Below are 19,930 nucleotides of genomic sequence, written 5' to 3'. Positions count from 1 at the left end.
TTCCGCGAGGAGCACTCTATGGCCGCAACAATTTTACTGGTTGAAGACGAACCAGCAATTCAAGAGTTAATTGCTTTTAATCTTTCCCAAGTCGGTCATCACATTATTCGTGCAGACTCCGCAGAAGCGGCCAGTAGCGTGGTGCGTAATGCACTGCCCGATCTTATTTTGTTAGATTGGATGCTGCCTGGGATGTCAGGGATCGATTTTGCTAAAAAATTACGTGCTGATGAGCGCACCAGATCAATTCCTTTGATCATGCTCACTGCGCGCTCAGACGAACAAGATAAAATCATCGGCTTAGAAACTGGGGCTGATGATTACATTACCAAGCCATTTAGCCCGCGCGAATTGCAAGCGCGTATCAAAGCCGTGTTGCGCCGCCGAGCACCTCAAGTGACCGATGACCCCGTTGAAATCAAAGGCTTGCGTTTAGATCCGATTACCCATCGTGTTTTTGGCAATACCCAGCCGCTTGATTTAGGTCCAACTGAGTTTCGTTTATTGCACTTTTTTATGACACACCCTGAACGAGTTCATTCGCGCGCGCATTTGCTCGATCAAGTGTGGGGAGATCATGTGTTTGTTGAAGAACGCACGGTTGATGTGCATATTCGCCGCTTAAGATCCTCTTTAGAGGGAACGGGACACGATAATTTAATTCAAACTATTCGTGGCTCAGGCTATCGACTCTCGGTGAACTAAACCCGAAAAAAATCATTAACACGGCATCAGGTTAATGATTTTTTACGTCGCCAAACATTTTTTGCACTACCAAAGGCCGTTTCATGTTCTGGCTGCGCTCGATTATTTTGTATTTTTTTATTGCTGTCATCGCTTTTGCCATCAGCGCCATCACCGATATGATGTGGGGCTTTATGTTTGCACTCGTGATGCTCAGCACCACGATTTGTTATCATGTGATTAACCTTAATCGTCTCAACCAATGGCTCAAACACCCCGACGTCGATACCGTGCCGGGCAGTATGATGCTGTGGCAAGATGTGTTTGACCAACTGTATGAACAAGTTCGCTCGCAAAAAAAATCCAAAGATCGGCTAGCCAATACCCTCGATCGTTTTTTGTCTGCAGCCGAAGCCTTGCCCGATGGCGTGGTGATTTTGGATGAATACGATCGTATTGAATGGTGCAATCCAGCCAGTCAGATCCATTTAGGCCTAAATCGTAAAACCGACTCCGGCCAGCAAATCACCAATTTACTGCGCCACCCAGCATTACGTGAATACTTAAAAGAACAAGATTTTAGCCATCCGGTCACTTTGCGCACCATGCGCCCTCAAGAGCAAGTGCTCTCAGTGCAAATGATTCCTTTTGATTCAACGCGCAAACTCTTACTCAGTCGTGACATTACTCAGCTAGATCGCGTACAAACTGTGCACAGAGATTTTGTTGCCAATGTTTCTCATGAATTACGCACGCCACTCACGGTCGTTGGCGGTTTTATTGAAACCATGATTGATATGCCCCACATCGATACGCCGACGCGCGAACAGCATATGCAATTGATGTATGAACAAACGCAAAGAATGCAGCGTTTAGTCGATGATTTGCTCACGCTATCCAAACTTGAAAATGGTCAGCAACTGAAAGAAGAAGAAGTCGATATTCCTCAATTGCTACAGTTACTGCGCATTGAAGCTGAAGGTCTATCGCAAGGTCGCCACACGGTCAGTATCGAATCCATCGCACGCCAGCGCTTAATTGGTAATCACGATGAACTGCATTCCGCTTTAGGCAATCTGGTCTCCAACGCGGTTCGCTATACCCCTGCGGGTGGCAAGATCATGCTGTCTTGGCAAATGCGCGGTGATGAGGCGTGCTTTGTCGTCAAGGACACTGGGATTGGCATTGCACCAGAACATGTCCCTCGACTCACTGAACGCTTTTACCGGGTTGATCGTGGCCGCTCACGCAATACCGGTGGCACAGGTCTCGGTTTAGCCATTGTGAAGCATATCTTGCATCGTCACCAAGCCATCATGGCCGTTGAGTCTCGTCTGGGCGAAGGCAGTGAGTTTGCGGTTAAATTTCCAACCCAACGAATATTAGAGTAAGCCTACGCAAAGAAAGCTAAAAATCACGCAAGAAAACATGACAGTTTGTGCAAACACAAACCCAGGCTCTTGATGTTACCGGATAATGCCCCAAGATCATTATTACCCACTCACACAGGCGTATGTAACTATGAGCAAAATTGCGGCAATTAAACCTTTCGGTCAAAGTATCTGGTTGGACAATCTTTCGCGTGGTCTCATCGCCTCTGGTGAATTGGCGAAAATCCTCAAAGAAGACGCCATTGCTGGCGTGACTTCTAATCCGGCGATTTTTTACAAATCAATCTCTTCTGACCCACTTTACACCGGTGATTTAGCGGAATTGAAAAAACAAGATTTAACTGCCGAACAACGTTACGAAGCGTTAGTAGTACCGGACATTCAAGCCACTTGTGATTTAACTCGCTCGATCTACGACCAAACCAAAGGTGTTGATGGTTATGTGAGCTTGGAAGTGTCACCGACACTCGCCAACGACGCACAAGGCACCATTGATAATGCAAAACGTCTTTGGGCTGAAATTAACCGCCCGAACGTCATGATCAAAGTACCTGCCACCCCCGCTGGCGTAATTGCATTTGAAGAACTAATTACTTCAGGGATTAACGTCAATGTCACGCTGATGTTTAACTTGACTCACGTTGACAACATTTTGACTGCCTATATTCGCGGTCTTGAAGCACGTGCTGCTGCTGGCTTACCGGTTGATCACGTACATGCTGTTGCATCGGTGTTCTTGTCGCGTGTAGATAGCTTGATTGACCCACAACTAGAAGCCATTGGCACACCAGAAGCACTCGCGTTGCGCGGTAAGGTTGCACTGTCTTTTGTTAAAGTATCGTATCAACACTACAAAAAACTGTTTCATGGCAATCGTTTTGCTGCACTTAAAGCATTGGGGGCACATCCACAACGTCTGCTTTGGGCTTCAACTGGCACCAAAAACAAAGCCTATAGCGATGTGATGTATGTTGAGCAATTGATCGGACCAGAAACCGTGAACACCGTGCCTGATGCGACTCTCGCGCTATTTCGCGATCATGGTCAAGCCGCCAATACGCTCGATACCGATATTGATGCCGCGATTGCCAACTTGGTGGCAGTTCGCCAATTGGGCATTAACTACAACCTCGCGGGTGAGCAGTTACAACAAGAAGGCTTGAAGCAATTTGATGAAGCCTTTGTTAAGCTGCTTGAACTGACAAAATAAGTTCGACCCTGAATGAAAAGCCCAAGTTAAAAACTTGGGCTTTTTTATGAATAAATTTAATGCAACAGACTCATCTATTTCATGGATGCTGACAAATTGCATAGAATACTTTGTGTTATCCTTACGCAAATAAACTTAAGTCAACAGAAAAGCCGTTGCTTATGTCTCACCAAGCAAAGGAAACCCGATGCGAAAAATCCTCATTGCCAATCCCAAAGGGGGCAGTGGCAAATCAACACTGGCCACGCACTTAGCATCTTGGTTTGCATGGCAAGACGATGCCGTGATGTTGGGCGATTTAGATCAGCAACATTCAAGTCACCATTGGCTGGATTTACGTCCTAAGTCTTTGCCCCTAATACAGCGCTGGGATATTGGCGCAGATCGTATCGCTCGCCCCCCCAAAGGCTGCCAAGTTGCCATCCTTGATACCCCAGCTTGTTTTAGTGGCAAGAAGCTCAAACACGCCATCAATCTAGTCGATCACATTATCGTGCCAGTATTGCCATCGGCATTTGATTTGTGGGCCTGCGCCGATTTTTTTGCTGATCTTGCCGAATTAAAAGCCGTTCGCCACGATGAAGTTAAAATTGGTATTGTCGGAATGCGAGTCAACTCACGCACCCAATCAGCACAACAATTGCCTGAGTTTTTGAGTCGTTACGACCTGCCTTTACTCAGCTGCTTACGAGATACCCAGCTTTACAATCAAACCATACAGCGCGGCATGACTTTGTTTGATCTACCCAATTCCCGTACAGAGCGCGACCGGAAAGAATGGCAGCCCCTCATCGATTGGCTGCATATCCGCTAGGGGCTATTGTCATTGGGTTTACCAGTCGCGTTTCGCAGATGTGGGCTTGAGGCAAGACATGCGCGTAGTTCATCTGCGCCAATGCTTAGTAACACAGCATCAAGCTCAATACGCCATCACAAAGCGCTTTAGCAAGACCAAACGCTGTGCCTCTTTTTTTTCGATGATTGACTCAATAAAATCTCATCGGAAAGACAAGCCAAACTGAATTAAAAGACAGACAAATATCGAGTTTTTACTAAGCTACTTGAAAGCAGCTTGCAAAGCTGAACGAGAAGCATCGGCGATATTCTGTCGTTTAATTTTATTTTGGAGAGAACCAATGTTTGGCTTTACTTTTCAGACCGAGCAAAAACCAACCCCATTACTCAATAATCTTGCGATGTACACCGCTGCTTTAGATGAAATTGATGCGGTTATTATGTTGGCCGACACCTCACCAGAAAATAAAATTTTTTATATGAATCGCACCGCGCGAACGTTCATGAATAACAATCGCAGCGTGATGAATCAATCCTTAGTTGCAGGTGCCGACGTCGGATCAGCGATGGATAACTCCATCCATCAATTTCACCGAGATCCGTCGCGAGTAAAAGCTTTATTGCAAAATCTAAGCACAGGCCAAGTCAAAGAACACCTCGCAGATATTCCTGTTGGCGATATTTTATTCCAAACCAAAGTGAGCCCAATCTGGGATGAAAATCACAAATTGATCTGTTTTATGGCGCAATTTAAAAATGTCTCTGCAGAAAGAAAGGGGCAAGAATTAGTCGAGAGCAATCGGCAACGACAGTTATTTTTAGAAGAGCGCATCGCCGAGCTCGCTGACAATTTAGGAGCCATGGCGGTCAGTGTCGAAAGCGTCGCAGTTCAATCCTCATCGGCGTCACAATCTTCAGAGGTCATGCTGAACGAAAGCAAGCGTGGGGTTGAAATCGTCAAAGACACCAATCTCAGCATCGAAGAAGTGGCGCGTACCATTGATTTAACCGCCGCCAGTTTGCTCGAATTAGGTCAACGTTCAGAATCCATCGGGATGATTGTGGCCGTCATTCGTGATGTCGCAGATCAAACAAACTTACTGGCACTGAACGCCGCCATCGAAGCGGCCCGTGCAGGTGAGCAAGGTCGAGGATTCGCTGTGGTTGCTGATGAAGTGCGCAAATTAGCGGAGCGCACGACCAAATCAACCAGTGAAATTTACAGCATGGTGAAAGACATTCAACATGAAGTGAAGCGCAGCGTAGAAGCCATTCATCTTGGACAAACCGCAGTCCACACCTCAGTTGATGATTGCAAACAAGCTGTGGAGGCCTTAGAGCGCATTCTCAATGAAGTCCATCGTATGAATGATTACATCACTCAAATCGCCAGCGCAGCTGAAGAACAAGCAGCAGCATCGCAAGATATTTCTAGCAAAGTGAATGATCTCTCCAATTAAATTCGCCACTGATTCACTAAAATAAAAAAACGCCGCGACATTCATCGCGGCGTTTTTCATCGCACTCAAAACCACTGAGTGCGCCACATCTACTTATTGCTTAATACCATACACTTTGCCGTTTGGCAGTGTCAGCGTAACACCGCTTGGTACCGTCAAAGGCATAAATACACGCATACCGATGGTAATGGTTTTACCGGCACTAAAGTCTGATACACCCCAACCTGACGCTTTCAACTCGTATGACAGACGGTGGAAGCCGTTTGGCAATCCGCCGACGTTACCTACTGTGCTTGATGCTGGTACTGCAGTCCAAATACCACCGCTGTAGATATCAACCAGGTTTTCTACGCCGTTACCCGCTGGTGGATCGCTTGGTTTGAGGTATTGAACTTCAGATGGCACCAATGGCGTCGATGGCGCCACGTTGAATGACACTTTCGCGCCAGTCAAATCAACATTTGAGTTGTTTTTCAATTTCACACCAATCGCGAGCGGATAGTTATCATCGCCTTTGGGTTTGAAGCCAACCAAATCAATCGTCACATCTAACACTTCAGCGGGCTGCACGAATTTTTCATCACCCGCTTTCACACCGTAAGGTGCTGCTGCGCGCAATTTCGTTGCCGCCATTGCTGTTAAGGTGCTACCCATACCGTAAGATGCAGTACCGTTTTGTGCTGGCGTACTGTAGTCACCCGCCATTTCCCAGAACATGATACCGCCGGCACCTTGATCAATGGCGTACTGTACTTTAGCGACGAATGATTTTTCATTTTCAGTCGATAAAAAGACCTTCTTCGCCGCATTCCACAAGTACGACGATTTTGCCACGTCGTCAAAACGCTCAACATAGCTGCCGGTTACTTGATTGGCAGGCTTAGTCACATCATGGCCATATTGAGCAACATATGGAACAGGCAAACCATCACGCAAATTGTTCACGTGCCACAATGGATTCACACCGGCAAACATTTCATTGCCAGCAGCGTCACGATCGAACCACAAGTTATCAATCCCTTGTGCGCCAAAACCGCATGGGGCCCCCGCTTTTGCACTCAATGCATCTGGCCCTAAGTTGCCACCCGTGCCGAGATAACATTTTTTCTGATCCGCTAATGCAGAAATACCCCACAGACCATCAGTACCACCAGTCACGTTTTGCGAGCCACGCGTATAGTACGGCAGACCGATATTGATACGCCCCCCCGCCAGTGCAGTACGGAAGTATTTATACGACCAGTCGATATTCAAATAACCTTGTGAATTGTAATAATGCGCATCACCACCCGAGTAGATTTTCGCATCCGCAATTTCATTATCTTTACCAGTGTCATACAAAGCCGCATTGTGACCAACGAAGTGATTCCATGCCCCATGCAAGTCATACGTCATGATGTTGACGTAATCGAGGTATTTAACTGCTTCGAAGTCTTCCATGCCGCGTAGCAAGTAACCCGATGAAGGCGATGCGATCGTCAACATATAGTATTTGTTATCCGCAACCGCCTGCTTATCCAACTCAGCGCGCAATGTTTTGGTCAAAGCCATATAGCCTTTAAACAAATCACCGCGTTTGGCATTGCCGATTTTCCAGTCCTCTGGATTACCCGCGTCCGACATTGAAGTTGGATATTCGTAATCGATATCAATCCCGTCAAAGCCATATTTTTTAACAAATGCAGCGGCTGACTTAGCAAAAATATCAATACGATCTTGGCGAACAGCCCCTGTTAGGGGATCTGTTGTCAAAGCGTAAAAACCACCGCTGACAGTGCGACCATCCGCCTCATTAAAGAAGCCGCCTGTTTCAGCCCAGCCCCCCACCGAGAGCAATAATTTTGCGCCATTCTTATTATTGGCCTTCAGCATATTGAAGTGGCCTTTGTATGGCAGATTTGGATTGAGCGCATATTTAGCGCCTTTTTCCGGCCATTCCATCCCTACAGACGAGTTGTTTGGATCAGTTTCATTGCCAATTGACACTTTCCACTGATCGTTAACATGAGCAAACGCATAGTTCACATGGGTGATGTCATTCCAAGGCACATCAGCGCCAAGGTAAGATGGCTGACCATTTTTGCCGGTACGCCAATTCGTAAAGTAGCCGATGCTACGGCGTTTCATATTATTGGCGAGTTTTTCACGACCATTCGTATCATAGGCATCGCAATACGGAACGTTAGCCACTTCAGATACCAGGCCCGCAGGCCGGCACTGATCTTGCGTACCCACTGGCGGTGTAGTTGGCGTCACACTTGGCGTCGCACTTGGTGTCACACTTGGCGTCACACTTGGCGTCACACTTGGCGTCGCACTTGGCGTCGCACTTGGCGTCGCACTTGGTGTCGCACTTGGTGTCGCACTTGGCGTCGCACTTGGCGTCGCACTTGGCGTCGCACTTGGCGTCGCACTTGGCGTCGCACTTGGCGTCGCACTTGGCGTCGCGGTGGCGCTAGCGCACGCGCCGAGATCTAACCACGGCTTGCCAGAACCCACATTCACTGAAGGCTCATTACCTTGCGTCCACCACTGCGCTTTATAGTTACGGCCATTTGAACTTACTAAAGCGCCGCCATTGTAAGCGGTTGCACTATTCCATGCGGCATAAGTACAACTACCCGGCGCAGCCGTCGGTACCGTCGTCGGAGACGCGGTTGGGATCGTGCTTGGTGTCACCGTTGGTGCCGTGCTCGGCGTGCTCGTCGGAGCTAGTGTTGGCGCCGTGGCTTGCAACTCCCAAGGTCCCCATTGATCGGCACCGGGCACATTACCCTGAGTCCACCATTTCGCTTTGTAATCTTTATTTGCATAGCTCACAACATCACCAGCGACATAAACGCTGGCACTATTCCAAGCAGAAGCCGCCATTGCACTGACTGAGATCATTGCAATCGCAGCAGGTAACGCGGCAAGAGCAATACGATTGATATGGGACATTGATGTCTCCTCCTATATTATTGATTGGCATTCATGCGATAGAAAAAATGGTCCTATCTATCGCATGGGGCTGTTATCATTTTGTAAGAATCATGATATTTACCCTTGCTCAGTAAACCGACAATGACTGGGTCCACTTCGACATTACTGATTAATACTGAAGCTAATTCTATTGTCAATATGACAAACAATAACAAAACCACACTGATGGACTCTCACGTCACCTCGCATCAATAAAACTACATAACAACAAAGAAGAAAAAAACCCGCAACGCAACAAATAGGCAACAAACCATTGATTTATAAAGAATAAAAAAACAAAAAAATTATACACACCGCAAAATAAGGGGTGCCTTATGTAACTAAAGCAAACAATCTTGGCGATTAAAATCGTAAAAAACTTCATAACAGCTGCGGCAAATTGCAGACAGATTTTACAGATTAAAAAAACCTTCATCATCACGACAATTAATATGCTTTCAATATTCTTGCAAAAAACACAGAGAAAACTGTCATTCAAAATGCTTACATGTTGAATAAAATAGGTATCAAGTAGCGCATTATCATGATCAAAAGCTAGATCTCGCATGGCGCAAATGCGATATCATCTAGAAACAAAATAAAGCTCACTCATTGGTCACTTAATATGTTGATTCGTAAATTATTCAAATTTGAAAATGCTCATATTGTTCGCAATTGCTCGTCCGAGCGTTGCCGTACTTCGATTCATGGTCACAGCTATAAAGTGGAGGTTTTGCTAGAAGCCGATGCGCTCGACAATGGACAAATGGTCTACGATTTTGGCTTAATGAAAGGCACTATTCGGGATGTGATTGATGCATTTGATCATGCGATTTGTTTTTGGGATAAAGATGACGCGCAATACATCCAGCTTTGCCAAACATTTTCAGCACGCTGGATTTCAATGCCGGTATCGCCCTCTGCCGAACAATTTGCTCGGGTGTTTTTTGTCATCATCGATCAGCTTTTGCAGCAAACCATGATGGCCAATGGCGAAAGTGCTGTGCGGCTGCATTCAATCATTGCACACGAAACCGAAACCGGTTATGCGCAAGCATTTCGACATGACGCCTACAATCCACGCATGGGTGAAATCAAACTCAGTGATGTGATTTTTTCTGAGCAATGCCAGCGCGAATGGCACGACCCAAAAATGTATGAAAAATTATTAGCTGGTGCTCAATTTAATAATCCAGTGATCCCCCAACAGGTGTAGTGCACTTTAATCATTATCTTCGGGCGCAAATAGCATAAAATAAAATAAAAATAGCATTGCGCCCACAGGCCAAATATCGCCAATCGCACTCGACATACCATTAAAATGCTGCAAATGACCATAATTCCATTTGTACGCATCTAAACTATTATTGCTATTGGTAGACAAAGGCCATAAATAAGCAATGATATTGACCGAGCATAACGCCAAAAACCCCACCAATGCACGCAAGCGTCGATTAAAACGTAAAAATATTGCTAAGAATACAATCCCTGCAATACCACCCAAAGCAATATTTAAATTAATCCATGCAAAAAATTGTTCGGGCTGCAATAACATCCCCGCAAAGCCCATTTTAAGCAATAAAGCGCATAACAATACCCCCATAATTGCACGGGGAGCATAACGATGATAGCGCACTAATAATGATACAAATAAAGCAACCGCCAATAAATGCAGCATCATTCCGCCGCCCTCTAATAACCTTAAAAATAAAGCTGGGTTTTTAATCGGTGAAACAAACGGTTGTGGCAAACCTTGCGGCATCACAACCACACCTAAAAATGGCAAATTCGGATCAAATTGAGTCACAAACCATAAGGCCAACCAAATAAGCCCCCACTCAGCAACGGCGCTCGGTGCTAAATAATCATGGCGAAATTGTAGCCATTGCCGTAAAAAGTAACGATGACTTAATACCCCCCCCGCAATTGCACCTAAAAAACAACCCAATGTATTGCTCATTATATCCATATTGGATGCAACACGACTCGGCAAAAACTGCTGGGCAAATTCAATACTCATTGAAACTAAAAAGCCGATGCACGTTGCATAAAAAAAAGCCAAACGATAACGACGCAAAAAAAACATCGCACTCAATCCCAATGGAATATAAGCTAAGACATTAATTGCATTATCAAATACAGTAAAGTAATAGGGTAATGGATAGGTATAAAAAGCCGTGATCGGCTCACCCGTAAAGCGCCAACCGCTCAATGGATACAAACTGACAATCAAAATGAGAAGCAATGAAACAGCAAACAAAAAAGGAGAAACCATAGTCGGTTTATTTTTTTTTGCTAAGAAGCGAATGGAAGAAATAGATGGCATAGAGAGTCAATATACCGGCTAACTGGGCTAACCGGTATATTGATAGCACTTATTTAGACGTTTTTACTTTGGTCCACAATTTATTTAATTCTCGCAATTGCTTTCCCTCTAAGGCATTGAGCTGCTGCAGTTTTTTCATCGCTTGCGCATCAGGAAATACCGATGGAATTGACTTAATATCCGCTTTCACAAACGGTACGGCGGCCAAATTAGGATTACCAACGCCAATCAAGTTGGTTAAATCTGCCGCATTTTTACCTTCTGCAATGAAATTCATAAATTTATACGCCAAATCAGGGCGCGGTGCATTTTTAAGAACCACCATGCTATCCACCGACATGGTATTGCCTTCTTTTTGCAAACCGTAATTCACTACAAACGGTCGTTTAGCTGCTTTTGCATCAGCGACTGCTTGAAACATATCGCTAGAATAGCCATGAGCCACCCAGACATTACCGACAGTTAGCTCTTTAATATAGCTTTGTCCATTAAATGCCGCCCAATATGGCTTAGCTTTAATAATGGTTTCTTGCGCTTTTTTCAGCTCGTCCGGATTAACTGAATTAGCTGAATAACCGTTATACATCAACGCGGCAGCAAAGACTTCACGACTATCATCTAATACGGTTACTTTGCCTTTAATTTTAGCCAAAATTACTGGATCAAAAATAAGCGACCATGAATCTGGGCTAATGCCAAGTTCTTTCAATTTATTTTGATTGTAGCCCAACAAAGTAGTGGTAAATGAATAAGGTAATGAGTACTTATTACCGGGATCAAATTGACTATTCATAAATGCAGGGTTAATGTTTTTAACATTAGGTACTTTGGCTAAATCTAGGCCCTGCAATAAATTTTGTTTCATCAATGGTGGAATTGCAAATCCAGTCGGAACCGCAATATCATAACCCTTGGCCCCAGCCGATAATTTGGCCAACATCTCTTCCATTGCGCCGTAATAATCTTGAACAACACGGCATTTGCAACTGGCTTCAAAACGTTTGACTGTTTCTGGCGCAAGGTAGTTATTCCAATTATAAATATGCAAAACATCTTCGGCCTGTGCAACACCTGCGGCCATCATTAACGCCAGAAAGAGCTTTTTCATTTTTGAAGACTCCAAATTCAGTTGTATTTAAATATAATTATTTGGCACGTAATGCACTAGGCGCTACTTTACTGGCGATCAAAATTAACGTCAGCGTGAGCAGCATCAACAAGGTAGAAATAGCATTCACTTCAGGCGTTACCGCAATCCGAATCATTGAATAAATCTGCAATGGCAAGGTGGATGCACCGGCACCCGCAGTAAAAAATGTAATCACAAAATCATCAATCGATAAAGTAAATGCCATTAAAGCGCCCGCAATAATACCCGGCATAATTAAAGGCATCGTCACCAAGCGAAATGCTTGGATCGGACTGGCACCTAAATCACGCGCCGCCTCAACCAATGCTTCATCCATGCCTTGCAAACGCGAGCGAACTACAATCGCCACAAAGCCGATACAAAAAGCAATATGTGCCAAAGTAACCGAGACCAGCCCTAATGTCATATTGAGCATCACAAAGAAGATCAATAAAGCAACACCCATCAAAATTTCCGGAATTGCAATCGGTGTCAGCACCAAAATCGGCAAAATGCGTAGCTTGTATTTATGCATTGCCAAGCCCGCTAAAGTGCCCAGCACGGTGGCACAGCAACTGGTCACCACGGCCATAATGAGTGAATTACGCGCAGCAATAAGCATTTGCTCATTGTGAAGCAATAAGCCATACCATTTAAAGGTAAAACCCACCCATTCTGCGTTCAGCTTTGAATCATTAAATGAATAAGCAACAACAATAATCAATGGCACATATAAAAAGCCATAGACAAAAATTGCCGCAGCCCAAAGCCATTTCGATTGTTTAGAGTGCATTACGCTGCCTCCCTCGACCAATCAACATGCCAAGACCCGCCATTATCAATACCGCTAAAGTCAGCATAATCGATAGCACCGAACCAAATGGCCAATCACGGCTATCTAAAAATTGCTGTTTAATTAAATTACCAACCATCATGCCATCAGTACCACCGAGTAAATCAGGGACCGCAAACATGCCCAGTGCCGGAATAAAGACTAAAGCAGAGCCTGCCCATACCCCGGGCAGGGATAGCGGCCAAGTGATCTTCCAGAAACGCTGCCAGCCAGATGCCCCTAGATCTTGCGCAGCATCGAGCAAAGCAACATCGTGTTTTTCAAGGTTGGCATACAAAGGCAAGACCATAAATGGTAAGTGAACATAAACTAACACCACGATCACCGCAAAATGACTGTACATCAATTGAATCGGAGCAATACCGAGCAGCGCCAATCCTTGATTAATCGTCATCGCAAAATAACCTTGCGGCCCTAAAATAATCATCCAAGCGTAAACTCGAATTAAAAAATTACTCCAAAATGGCAAAATAACCAGCAAAATTAATAAATCACGGTATTTTTTTGGGCTGCGTGCAATCAACCATGCCAATGGATAAGACATACAAAGGCAAACTAGCGTTGTGATACCGGCATACCAGAACGATTTAATAAACAACTCAACATAAATCGTATCTTCAAAAAAACGTGAGAAATTTTCAAATGTGAGATATTCCTGCCAATTTCCAGCATGGATCAGTAATTCATTTTTACCGGTCTCTGGATTGATATCAATTAATGGTAGCAAACCACCGTAATCGCCCGGAAAACGAAATGCGGCAAACGCCATAATTAACGTCGGAATGGCAAAAAATATCAATAGATATAATAAAGGTGGGCCTGAAATTAACCAACGGCCTAGTGATTTATTCTTCGCCATCGCTTAACTCAAAATAAAATGGCCAGCGTCATAACGCCATGCCAATTCAACCAAATCATTATCATCAAAGAATTTTGCCCGCCCTGGCGCAGAATTCGGCAACATGGTTTCGACTAAAATACCATTTTCTAATTCAATGACATAAATCGTCACATCGCCCAAATATAAGCAATCGTGCACTTTGCCTTTGAAATGCACTTCATCGGTCACATCCAATGGCAAGCTCGCAGCAAGTTTGATTTTTTCTGGACGAAGAGTGAGCGTGCCTTTTTGACCCACTGTGGCATCGGGCAGTAATAATGTTTCGGCAATGCCAACGCCCGCAATTTCAACTTGCATTCGATCATGGCCAATGGCAACAATCGTGCCGTCGAGCAAATTGCATTGACCGATAAAATCAGCGACAAAGCGGCTTTTCGGATGGCTGTAAATGACTTCAGGTACATCCAGCTGCGCCACCTGCCCTTTATTCATCACCGCAATTCGATGCGATAAGGCCAAAGCTTCACCTTGGTCATGGGTGACATACACAAAAGTAATGCCGACTTCTTTTTGCAAATTAATTAATTCAATTTGCATTTCTTCGCGTAATTTAGCATCCAGCGCCGACAATGGCTCGTCAAGTAATAATAAGCGCGGGCGATTGACCAAGGCGCGGGCAATGGCGACGCGTTGACGCTGGCCACCTGACATTTCATGCGGAAAACGCTGAGCAAAAGGCGTTAATTGCACGTCTTCTAAGACTTCCGCTACGCGCTGTTTTAGCTCTTCACTGGGCACATTGGCCATTTTGAGTGGAAAAGCAATATTTTGCGCCACGGTCATATGTGGGAATAAAGCGTAATTTTGAAATACGGTATGCACCGGGCGCTTCTCGGGAGGAACCCCCGCCACATTGACGCCATCCAGAATAATTTCACCGGAATCGGGCTGTTCAAAACCCGCCAACATCCGCAATAGCGTCGTTTTTCCGCAGCCCGATGGCCCCAATAGCGTAAAAAACTCACCCGCTTCAACGGACAAACTCACGTGGTTCACTGCAGTAAAATCACCAAATTGTTTTACTACATCACGGATCTCCAGCAATGCCATGATCATCCTCTATACAATTAGCCGTATATTTTAACAAGATAACGCCCAGAGGGGCGACCAATACTGCATCGATATCGATGAAATAAAGCAATGCTGACAACAAATGTCGCATTGTGGCAGCATCATTTCAGCAAAAACACAGTTTTTGCCGGAATCCAGCAAGCAATGAATGCAGAGCGCATATAATTAACCCGATTATCTCTGTCGGCATGGGTTCGTAAGTGGAAATTCGTATTCCTATTGTCAAGCTACAGTTGGGGCATTTCGTCAGCGAGCTGGATCGCCCTTGGCTGGATACACCGTTTTTAATGCAAGGCTTTTTAATTGAAAGTCTGCAGCAAATCGAATTACTTCATGATTACTGTGAACACATTACGCTAGATCTGAATCGCTCTGTTGGCGGGATTGCGCAGTGGACGTCTTTACTCGCACCGTCAACAATCCACGAATCTAGCCGACACGCTCAGCATAGTCCGTTAATTTCAGCGGCGTCTCGCGAAGAACAGCGAAAGGACAAATTAAATATTCTACGAGAACTGCGTAGACTATTTTCAAACTGGCGTCAGCAATCATCCAATAGCGCCGACTCTCACAGCAAAGATCCATCGCTCAGCACTGAGATTGTCATTTACGATGACACTGCTGCAGTTGAACAAGAAATCAAAACCGCCAGCAGCTCGCATCAAACCGCACAGCGTTTGGTGTTTAGTTTAATGGAGGCGGTTCGCCAGGACTTGCAGCCACGCGTTGAAGAAATTAATGAAGTCGTTTCCGATTTAGTCGGCTCAATTATTCGCAATCCCAATGCCCTGCTTTGGCTAACGCAACTGAAAGATCGCGATCAATATACTTACGCCCATTCGATTGATTCGGCGGTGTATTTACTCGCTTTTGGTCGTCATTTGGGCTATCCGCGCGCCGAATTACAAAGCTTGGGCATGGCCGGTTTAATGCTCGACGTGGGCAAGATGCGCTTGCCGCCTGAATTATTAACCCGCACGGGGCGTTATACCCCGGGCGAATTTATGCTGATGAAAACGCATGTGAATCACAGCTTAGATATTTTGTCGCAAATGGAAGGCATTCCAATTGATGTGTTTGATATGGTGGCGCGCCACCACGAACGCTATGATGGCAGCGGTTATCCACTGGGACTCAAAGCCGAGCGCATTGGGATGTTTGCCAGTATGGCAGGCATTGTGGATTGTTTTACCGCGCTCACTAGCGATCGCAGCTATTCCAACGCCAAATCAGCCCACGAAGCTTTGCAATTGATGTACAAGTGGAGCGAACGCTATTTTCATCCGGCACTGATTGAGCAGTTCTCACAATGCGTGGGGATTTTCCACGTTGGCACTTTGGTCGAGCTATCGACCGGCGAAGTGGGCATTGTGATTGGCCAAAATCGCGTACGGCGCCTCAAACCCAAATTGCTAATTATTTTAGGGCCAGACAAACACCCTTATGCCAAACCGCACAGCCTTGACTTGATTACCAATCCAAGCTTGCCCAGTGGTTTGCCGATCAATATTCGCCGAGAATTGCCGCGTGGAGCGCATCAAATCGATCCTCGTGAGTTTTTTTTGGATTAAAAATCCATTCCGATGCCAACAACAGCTTTTATTGATGATCTTAACGAGATCGAAACTCGCCACATCCAGCGACTGAGCGTCGCGCTCGCCCACACCGATAGCGGGCGTTATTGCGGCATTTTGCATATCGAAGTTCGCCATCGCCCTCACCGCCCCAAACAAAGCGCCGTTGTCGCACAAATGGCCACGGCTTTACGCACCATGCTGCGCGACAACGATCAATTATTTCATATTGACCATCAAACGCTGGGTTTGTTAATTCCCAATATCGCCGGGATCAGCCATGCCCTATTGGCCGCCAATCGTGCGCAGTATTTATTAAGCGAAGCGCCTGCCACCCAGCAGCATTTGCATCCGCATATCGGCATTGCGCTTTATCCCGAGCATGGCGAAAACATGCCGGATTTACTCAACTCTGCCCGAATCGCGGCGCGGGATTTTGCACAAGATCAGATTGGCGTTTATGACCCAAGCCGCGATTGGCTCGGGCAACAGCTGGCACGGCTCGAAGCGCCGTTACGCGAAGCATTGGCACAAAATCGCTTTCATTTAGTATTTCAAGCGCAAATCAATGGCCAAAGTCTGCAAATTGTTGGGGCTGAAATTTTATTACGCTGGGATGATGCCGTCTTAGGACAAGTGCCACCCGATCAAATCGTTGAAGTCGCTGAACATCTGGGCTTAATGGACACGCTGACTCGCTGGGTGATTCAATCGGGTTTGCGGCAATTTGCCGTGCTGCGCAGCGAAGGGTATCGCGGTAGTATGAGTCTTAATCTTTGTCCAAGTAATTTAGCCGACAAAAATTTAGCGATGTATATCGCCAACGCGCTTGAAATATGGGGCATACCAGCCAATACCCTTGTGTTAGAGATCACCGAATCCGCGTTAATCGCTGATATTGACGCCGCACTCAAACAATTAGAACAGCTAAAAAGCATGGGCTGCCAATTGTCTTTAGATGACTTTGGCACGGGCTATTCGTCTTTAGCCTATTTAAGACGACTGCCGATTGATGAACTTAAAATTGATCGCAGCTTTATTCAATCGATGGCCCATTGCGACAAAGACGCCGCCATTGTGCAAAGCATGATTGAACTCGCGCATCGCCTTGAGTTAACCGTCGTCGCCGAAGGCGTCGAAGACGCTGTAACCGCCGCATTTTTACAACACCATCAATGCGATACGATACAAGGGTTTTACTACAGCCGCCCATTAACGCTCTCGGCGTTTAAAACCTATATCCAATCTATGGAGCAAGCCGCATGATGAACTGGCAACAACTCCTCTCGGCCAACCGTCTGGGAGTCCAAGACGGTCGCCTACCTGACTTTGAAGCCGGGCGCAGCAATTACCATAAAGATCACGACCGTATTGTGTTTTGCTCGCCCTTTCGCCGCATGGGCCGCAAAACCCAAGTGCATCCGATGACCGAAAACGATCACGTCCATACACGCCTCACCCATAGCATTGAAGTCGCTTGCGTCGGGCGCAGCTTGGGCGTGCTCATCGGTGAGCAACTGCAAGGACAACTCCCCAGTCAAATTAGTCCTTATGATTTAGGCGGCATCGTACAAGCGGCGTGCTTGGCGCACGACATCGGCAATCCCCCTTTTGGTCACGCGGGCGAATACGCCATTCGTGACTGGTTTCGTCGCCCCGAGCAAGCGTATTTAATGCAAACGCTCACCGCTGCCGAGCGCCGTGATTTGATGACTTATGAGGGCAATGCCCAAGGTTTTCGCATCATTACCCAGCTCGAAAACCATCGTTTTGATGGTGGTCTGCGCCTCACCTACGCCACGCTGGGCACCACGCTCAAATACCCATGGACGAGTGAAGATGCAGGACAAAAAGGCAAATTTAGCTGCTATCAATCCGAGCTGAATCTCTTAGAACACATCGCCGCCGAGCTTGGCCTGCCTTTAATCGCAGCCAATAAATGGGCGCGCCACCCGCTGTCGTATTTAATGGAAGCGGCCGACGATATTTGCTATGCCATTTTGGATTTAGAAGACGGCATTGAAATCGGCACACTACCGTTCGAAACCGTTGAGCCGCTATTGATGAAGATTTGCGGCGGCGAAACCAGTCTGTTGCAACTCGAAGTCGCGGCTGCGCCATCCACCCGGCGCAAAATTTCATTACTGCGCGGCAAAGCCATTGATCGCTGTATTCGCGATGTGGCCGCCACCTTTATGACACACTATGACCGGATTATGGCTGGCACTTACCAAGGCGATTTACTCAATGATTGCCCGCCGAGCATGCGTTTGGGGCTGGCCGAGGCCAAGCAACTGGCGCGCGACCGGATATTTAACGAACGACGCAAAATTGAAATCGAAGTCGGCTCATTTACCTGCTTAGAAATCTTACTCAGTGCTTTTTGCACCGCGGCCTACGAGCAACACGTCAGCGCCGAAATGCCGTTTCGCATGCGCCGAGTGCTCGATTTAATGGATTACAACGCGCCGAAAAAAGAATGGCCTTTAATCGAAGCCTACCGGCGAGTGCTGGACTTTATTGGCGGCATGACCGACAACTACGCCACTTATTTAGCACAGCAAGTCGGCGGCATGGGGAGATGAGTATTACCGTCTAAGCTAGCAAGTATCGAGCTTAGGCAGCAATACCCATAATAGCCAACACTTGTTTTGCTTGTGGTACCACCCCTTGCCCACCCAAAGAATGCGCTTGGCTATTCCATACCGGGTGATAGCTGGCCGAATCGGTTTGCGTATACAGCGCAATGGTGGCACGGCCCATGTTTTCAGCCAAATGCGTCATGCCGGTATCCACCCCAATCGACCAGTCGGCATGGCGAATCAAGCTGGCAATCTGTGCAATGGTGAGTTTTGGCGGCACCATCGCCAGCGTTAGCCCCGCTGCCAATTGCTGAGCCACCGTATATTCGCCCTCGGTGCCCCATGGCAAAATCGCCATCACGCCCTGCTGCTCTAAGGCCTGCAATACCGCCAGCCATTGCGCCACTGGCCAGGTTTTTTCAGCCTTGGACGCGGCATGAAAACACATCACATACGGACGATTGGCCGGCATCCATGTCGGCAAGCATTCATCCGCTTGCAGACCAAAATTAATTTCAGTTTCAATTGAATAATTCAGCGCTAAAGCGGCGTAGCTGCGATACCAAGCCACAGCGGTTAAATTGGCATCGGGAACCACTTGCCGATGATAAGCCCAGCGTGCGGCGTTTTCGCCTAAACGATAATCCGGCGGCCCAATAATTAGCTTGGCTTTAGCCGCTTGACTCAATAACGCCGATTTAATCATGCCATGACAATCTAAAATGACATCATAATGCTCAAGACGCAATTGCCCAATTGCCGATTGAATGCCATGCCAATTTTGCCGGATTGATTTACGCTTATAGCCGCGTAAAGGCACAGTAATCACGCGATGAATTGCCGGATGCATGGCCGGTAATTCAGCAAATTGGGCATCCACCATCCAATCAATCTGTACGTCAGGAAAATGATATCGAATATCACTAATCATTGGCATGACAAATAAAATATCACCCAGCGAGGTGAGTTTTGCAATCAGAATTTTTTTCATTC

Annotated in this window: 16 protein-coding genes; 9 read left to right on the top strand and 7 right to left on the bottom strand. The window is 46.3% G+C overall.

All coding sequences use genetic code 11. The features are described 5' to 3' along the window. The first annotated feature begins 18 nt into the window (after positions 1-18). The 5 genes from phoB (at position 19) to LG219_RS14275 (ending at position 5,540) form a co-directional block, all read left to right on the top strand. Entirely contained in the window at positions 19-705 is a 687-nt protein-coding gene (phoB, locus tag LG219_RS14295) for a phosphate regulon transcriptional regulator PhoB (protein ID WP_226765125.1), read from the top strand. Between the two features lie 83 nt (positions 706-788). Further along, positions 789-2,075 (top strand): phosphate regulon sensor histidine kinase PhoR, encoded by a 1,287-nt coding sequence (phoR, locus tag LG219_RS14290; protein ID WP_226765124.1) that lies wholly within the window; start codon positions 789-791, stop codon positions 2,073-2,075. Between the two features lie 130 nt (positions 2,076-2,205). Then, positions 2,206-3,285: a transaldolase gene (gene tal, locus LG219_RS14285; RefSeq protein WP_226765123.1), complete on the top strand. Its 1,080-nt coding sequence runs from the start codon at positions 2,206-2,208 to the stop codon at positions 3,283-3,285. 187 nt (positions 3,286-3,472) lie between these two features. Then, entirely contained in the window at positions 3,473-4,099 is a 627-nt protein-coding gene (locus LG219_RS14280) for a nucleotide-binding protein (RefSeq protein WP_226765122.1), read from the top strand. 322 nt (positions 4,100-4,421) lie between these two features. Beyond that, positions 4,422-5,540: a methyl-accepting chemotaxis protein gene (locus LG219_RS14275; RefSeq protein WP_226765121.1), complete on the top strand. Its 1,119-nt coding sequence runs from the start codon at positions 4,422-4,424 to the stop codon at positions 5,538-5,540. A gap of 93 nt (positions 5,541-5,633) precedes the next feature. Here LG219_RS14275 and LG219_RS14270 read toward each other — a convergent pair whose 3' ends face one another. Then, entirely contained in the window at positions 5,634-8,480 is a 2,847-nt protein-coding gene (locus LG219_RS14270) for a glycosyl hydrolase family 18 protein (protein ID WP_284691699.1), read from the bottom strand. Between the two features lie 646 nt (positions 8,481-9,126). On the opposite strand from LG219_RS14270, the gene LG219_RS14255 reads away from it, so the two are divergent. Continuing rightward, complete coding sequence (locus LG219_RS14255) at positions 9,127-9,717, top strand: 6-pyruvoyl trahydropterin synthase family protein (RefSeq protein ID WP_226765120.1); 591 nt, start codon at positions 9,127-9,129, stop codon at positions 9,715-9,717. A 6-nt stretch (positions 9,718-9,723) separates the two neighbouring features. On the opposite strand, the gene LG219_RS14250 is transcribed toward LG219_RS14255, so the two are convergent. The 5 genes from LG219_RS14250 to LG219_RS14230 are packed head-to-tail and all read right to left on the bottom strand — an operon-like array spanning position 9,724 to position 14,760. Continuing rightward, entirely contained in the window at positions 9,724-10,827 is a 1,104-nt protein-coding gene (locus LG219_RS14250; protein ID WP_226765119.1) for a VanZ family protein, read from the bottom strand. A gap of 49 nt (positions 10,828-10,876) precedes the next feature. Continuing rightward, entirely contained in the window at positions 10,877-11,935 is a 1,059-nt protein-coding gene (locus tag LG219_RS14245; protein ID WP_226765118.1) for an ABC transporter substrate-binding protein, read from the bottom strand. A gap of 37 nt (positions 11,936-11,972) precedes the next feature. After that, positions 11,973-12,749: an ABC transporter permease gene (locus LG219_RS14240; RefSeq protein WP_226765117.1), complete on the bottom strand. Its 777-nt coding sequence runs from the start codon at positions 12,747-12,749 to the stop codon at positions 11,973-11,975. Then, positions 12,739-13,668, bottom strand: coding sequence for an ABC transporter permease (locus tag LG219_RS14235; protein WP_226765116.1), 930 nt, complete (start codon positions 13,666-13,668; stop codon positions 12,739-12,741). Before LG219_RS14235 ends, LG219_RS14240 begins: the two co-directional genes overlap by 11 nt. A 3-nt stretch (positions 13,669-13,671) precedes the next feature. Continuing rightward, complete coding sequence (locus tag LG219_RS14230) at positions 13,672-14,760, bottom strand: ABC transporter ATP-binding protein (RefSeq protein ID WP_226765115.1); 1,089 nt, start codon at positions 14,758-14,760, stop codon at positions 13,672-13,674. Positions 14,761-14,981: 221 nt separating this feature from the next. On the opposite strand from LG219_RS14230, the gene LG219_RS15535 reads away from it, so the two are divergent. From LG219_RS15535 to LG219_RS14215, 3 genes are read left to right on the top strand one after another with little or no spacing between them, the layout of a single operon-like run. Then, complete coding sequence (locus tag LG219_RS15535) at positions 14,982-16,352, top strand: cyclic di-GMP phosphodiesterase (RefSeq protein WP_226765114.1); 1,371 nt, start codon at positions 14,982-14,984, stop codon at positions 16,350-16,352. 12 nt (positions 16,353-16,364) lie between these two features. Beyond that, positions 16,365-17,621, top strand: a complete 1,257-nt coding sequence (locus LG219_RS14220) for a putative bifunctional diguanylate cyclase/phosphodiesterase (RefSeq protein ID WP_226765113.1) — start codon at positions 16,365-16,367, stop codon at positions 17,619-17,621. Next, positions 17,618-18,940, top strand: a complete 1,323-nt coding sequence (locus LG219_RS14215; RefSeq protein ID WP_226765112.1) for a deoxyguanosinetriphosphate triphosphohydrolase — start codon at positions 17,618-17,620, stop codon at positions 18,938-18,940. The genes LG219_RS14220 and LG219_RS14215 overlap by 4 nt, the downstream gene beginning before the upstream one ends. Before the next feature lie 31 nt (positions 18,941-18,971). Here the strand turns inward: LG219_RS14215 and waaC are convergent, their stop codons facing one another. Then, complete coding sequence (gene waaC / locus LG219_RS14210) at positions 18,972-19,928, bottom strand: lipopolysaccharide heptosyltransferase I (RefSeq protein ID WP_226765111.1); 957 nt, start codon at positions 19,926-19,928, stop codon at positions 18,972-18,974. Between the last annotated feature and the right edge of the window lie 2 nt (positions 19,929-19,930).

It is taken from the genome of Deefgea salmonis, from assembly GCF_020531905.1.
Taxonomy (GTDB): domain Bacteria; phylum Pseudomonadota; class Gammaproteobacteria; order Burkholderiales; family Chitinibacteraceae; genus Deefgea; species Deefgea salmonis.
This window is presented reverse-complemented; position numbering and strand designations above follow the sequence as displayed.

What these genes read in the sequence shown, in the direction of transcription:
- LG219_RS14215 (WP_226765112.1), top strand. Translation starts at nt 17,618, where the DNA reads ATGATGAACTGGCAACAACTCCTCTCGGCCAACCGTCTGGGAGTCCAA.
- waaC (WP_226765111.1), bottom strand. Translation starts at nt 19,928, where the DNA reads ATGAAAAAAATTCTGATTGCAAAACTCACCTCGCTGGGTGATATTTTA.
- LG219_RS14240 (WP_226765117.1), bottom strand. Translation starts at nt 12,749, where the DNA reads ATGCACTCTAAACAATCGAAATGGCTTTGGGCTGCGGCAATTTTTGTC.
- LG219_RS14235 (WP_226765116.1), bottom strand. Translation starts at nt 13,668, where the DNA reads ATGGCGAAGAATAAATCACTAGGCCGTTGGTTAATTTCAGGCCCACCT.
- LG219_RS14270 (WP_284691699.1), bottom strand. Translation starts at nt 8,480, where the DNA reads ATGTCCCATATCAATCGTATTGCTCTTGCCGCGTTACCTGCTGCGATT.
- LG219_RS14220 (WP_226765113.1), top strand. Translation starts at nt 16,365, where the DNA reads ATGCCAACAACAGCTTTTATTGATGATCTTAACGAGATCGAAACTCGC.
- LG219_RS14255 (WP_226765120.1), top strand. Translation starts at nt 9,127, where the DNA reads ATGTTGATTCGTAAATTATTCAAATTTGAAAATGCTCATATTGTTCGC.
- phoB (WP_226765125.1), top strand. Translation starts at nt 19, where the DNA reads ATGGCCGCAACAATTTTACTGGTTGAAGACGAACCAGCAATTCAAGAG.
- LG219_RS14280 (WP_226765122.1), top strand. Translation starts at nt 3,473, where the DNA reads ATGCGAAAAATCCTCATTGCCAATCCCAAAGGGGGCAGTGGCAAATCA.
- LG219_RS14250 (WP_226765119.1), bottom strand. Translation starts at nt 10,827, where the DNA reads ATGCCATCTATTTCTTCCATTCGCTTCTTAGCAAAAAAAAATAAACCG.
- LG219_RS14275 (WP_226765121.1), top strand. Translation starts at nt 4,422, where the DNA reads ATGTTTGGCTTTACTTTTCAGACCGAGCAAAAACCAACCCCATTACTC.
- tal (WP_226765123.1), top strand. Translation starts at nt 2,206, where the DNA reads ATGAGCAAAATTGCGGCAATTAAACCTTTCGGTCAAAGTATCTGGTTG.
- LG219_RS14245 (WP_226765118.1), bottom strand. Translation starts at nt 11,935, where the DNA reads ATGAAAAAGCTCTTTCTGGCGTTAATGATGGCCGCAGGTGTTGCACAG.
- LG219_RS14230 (WP_226765115.1), bottom strand. Translation starts at nt 14,760, where the DNA reads ATGGCATTGCTGGAGATCCGTGATGTAGTAAAACAATTTGGTGATTTT.
- phoR (WP_226765124.1), top strand. Translation starts at nt 789, where the DNA reads ATGTTCTGGCTGCGCTCGATTATTTTGTATTTTTTTATTGCTGTCATC.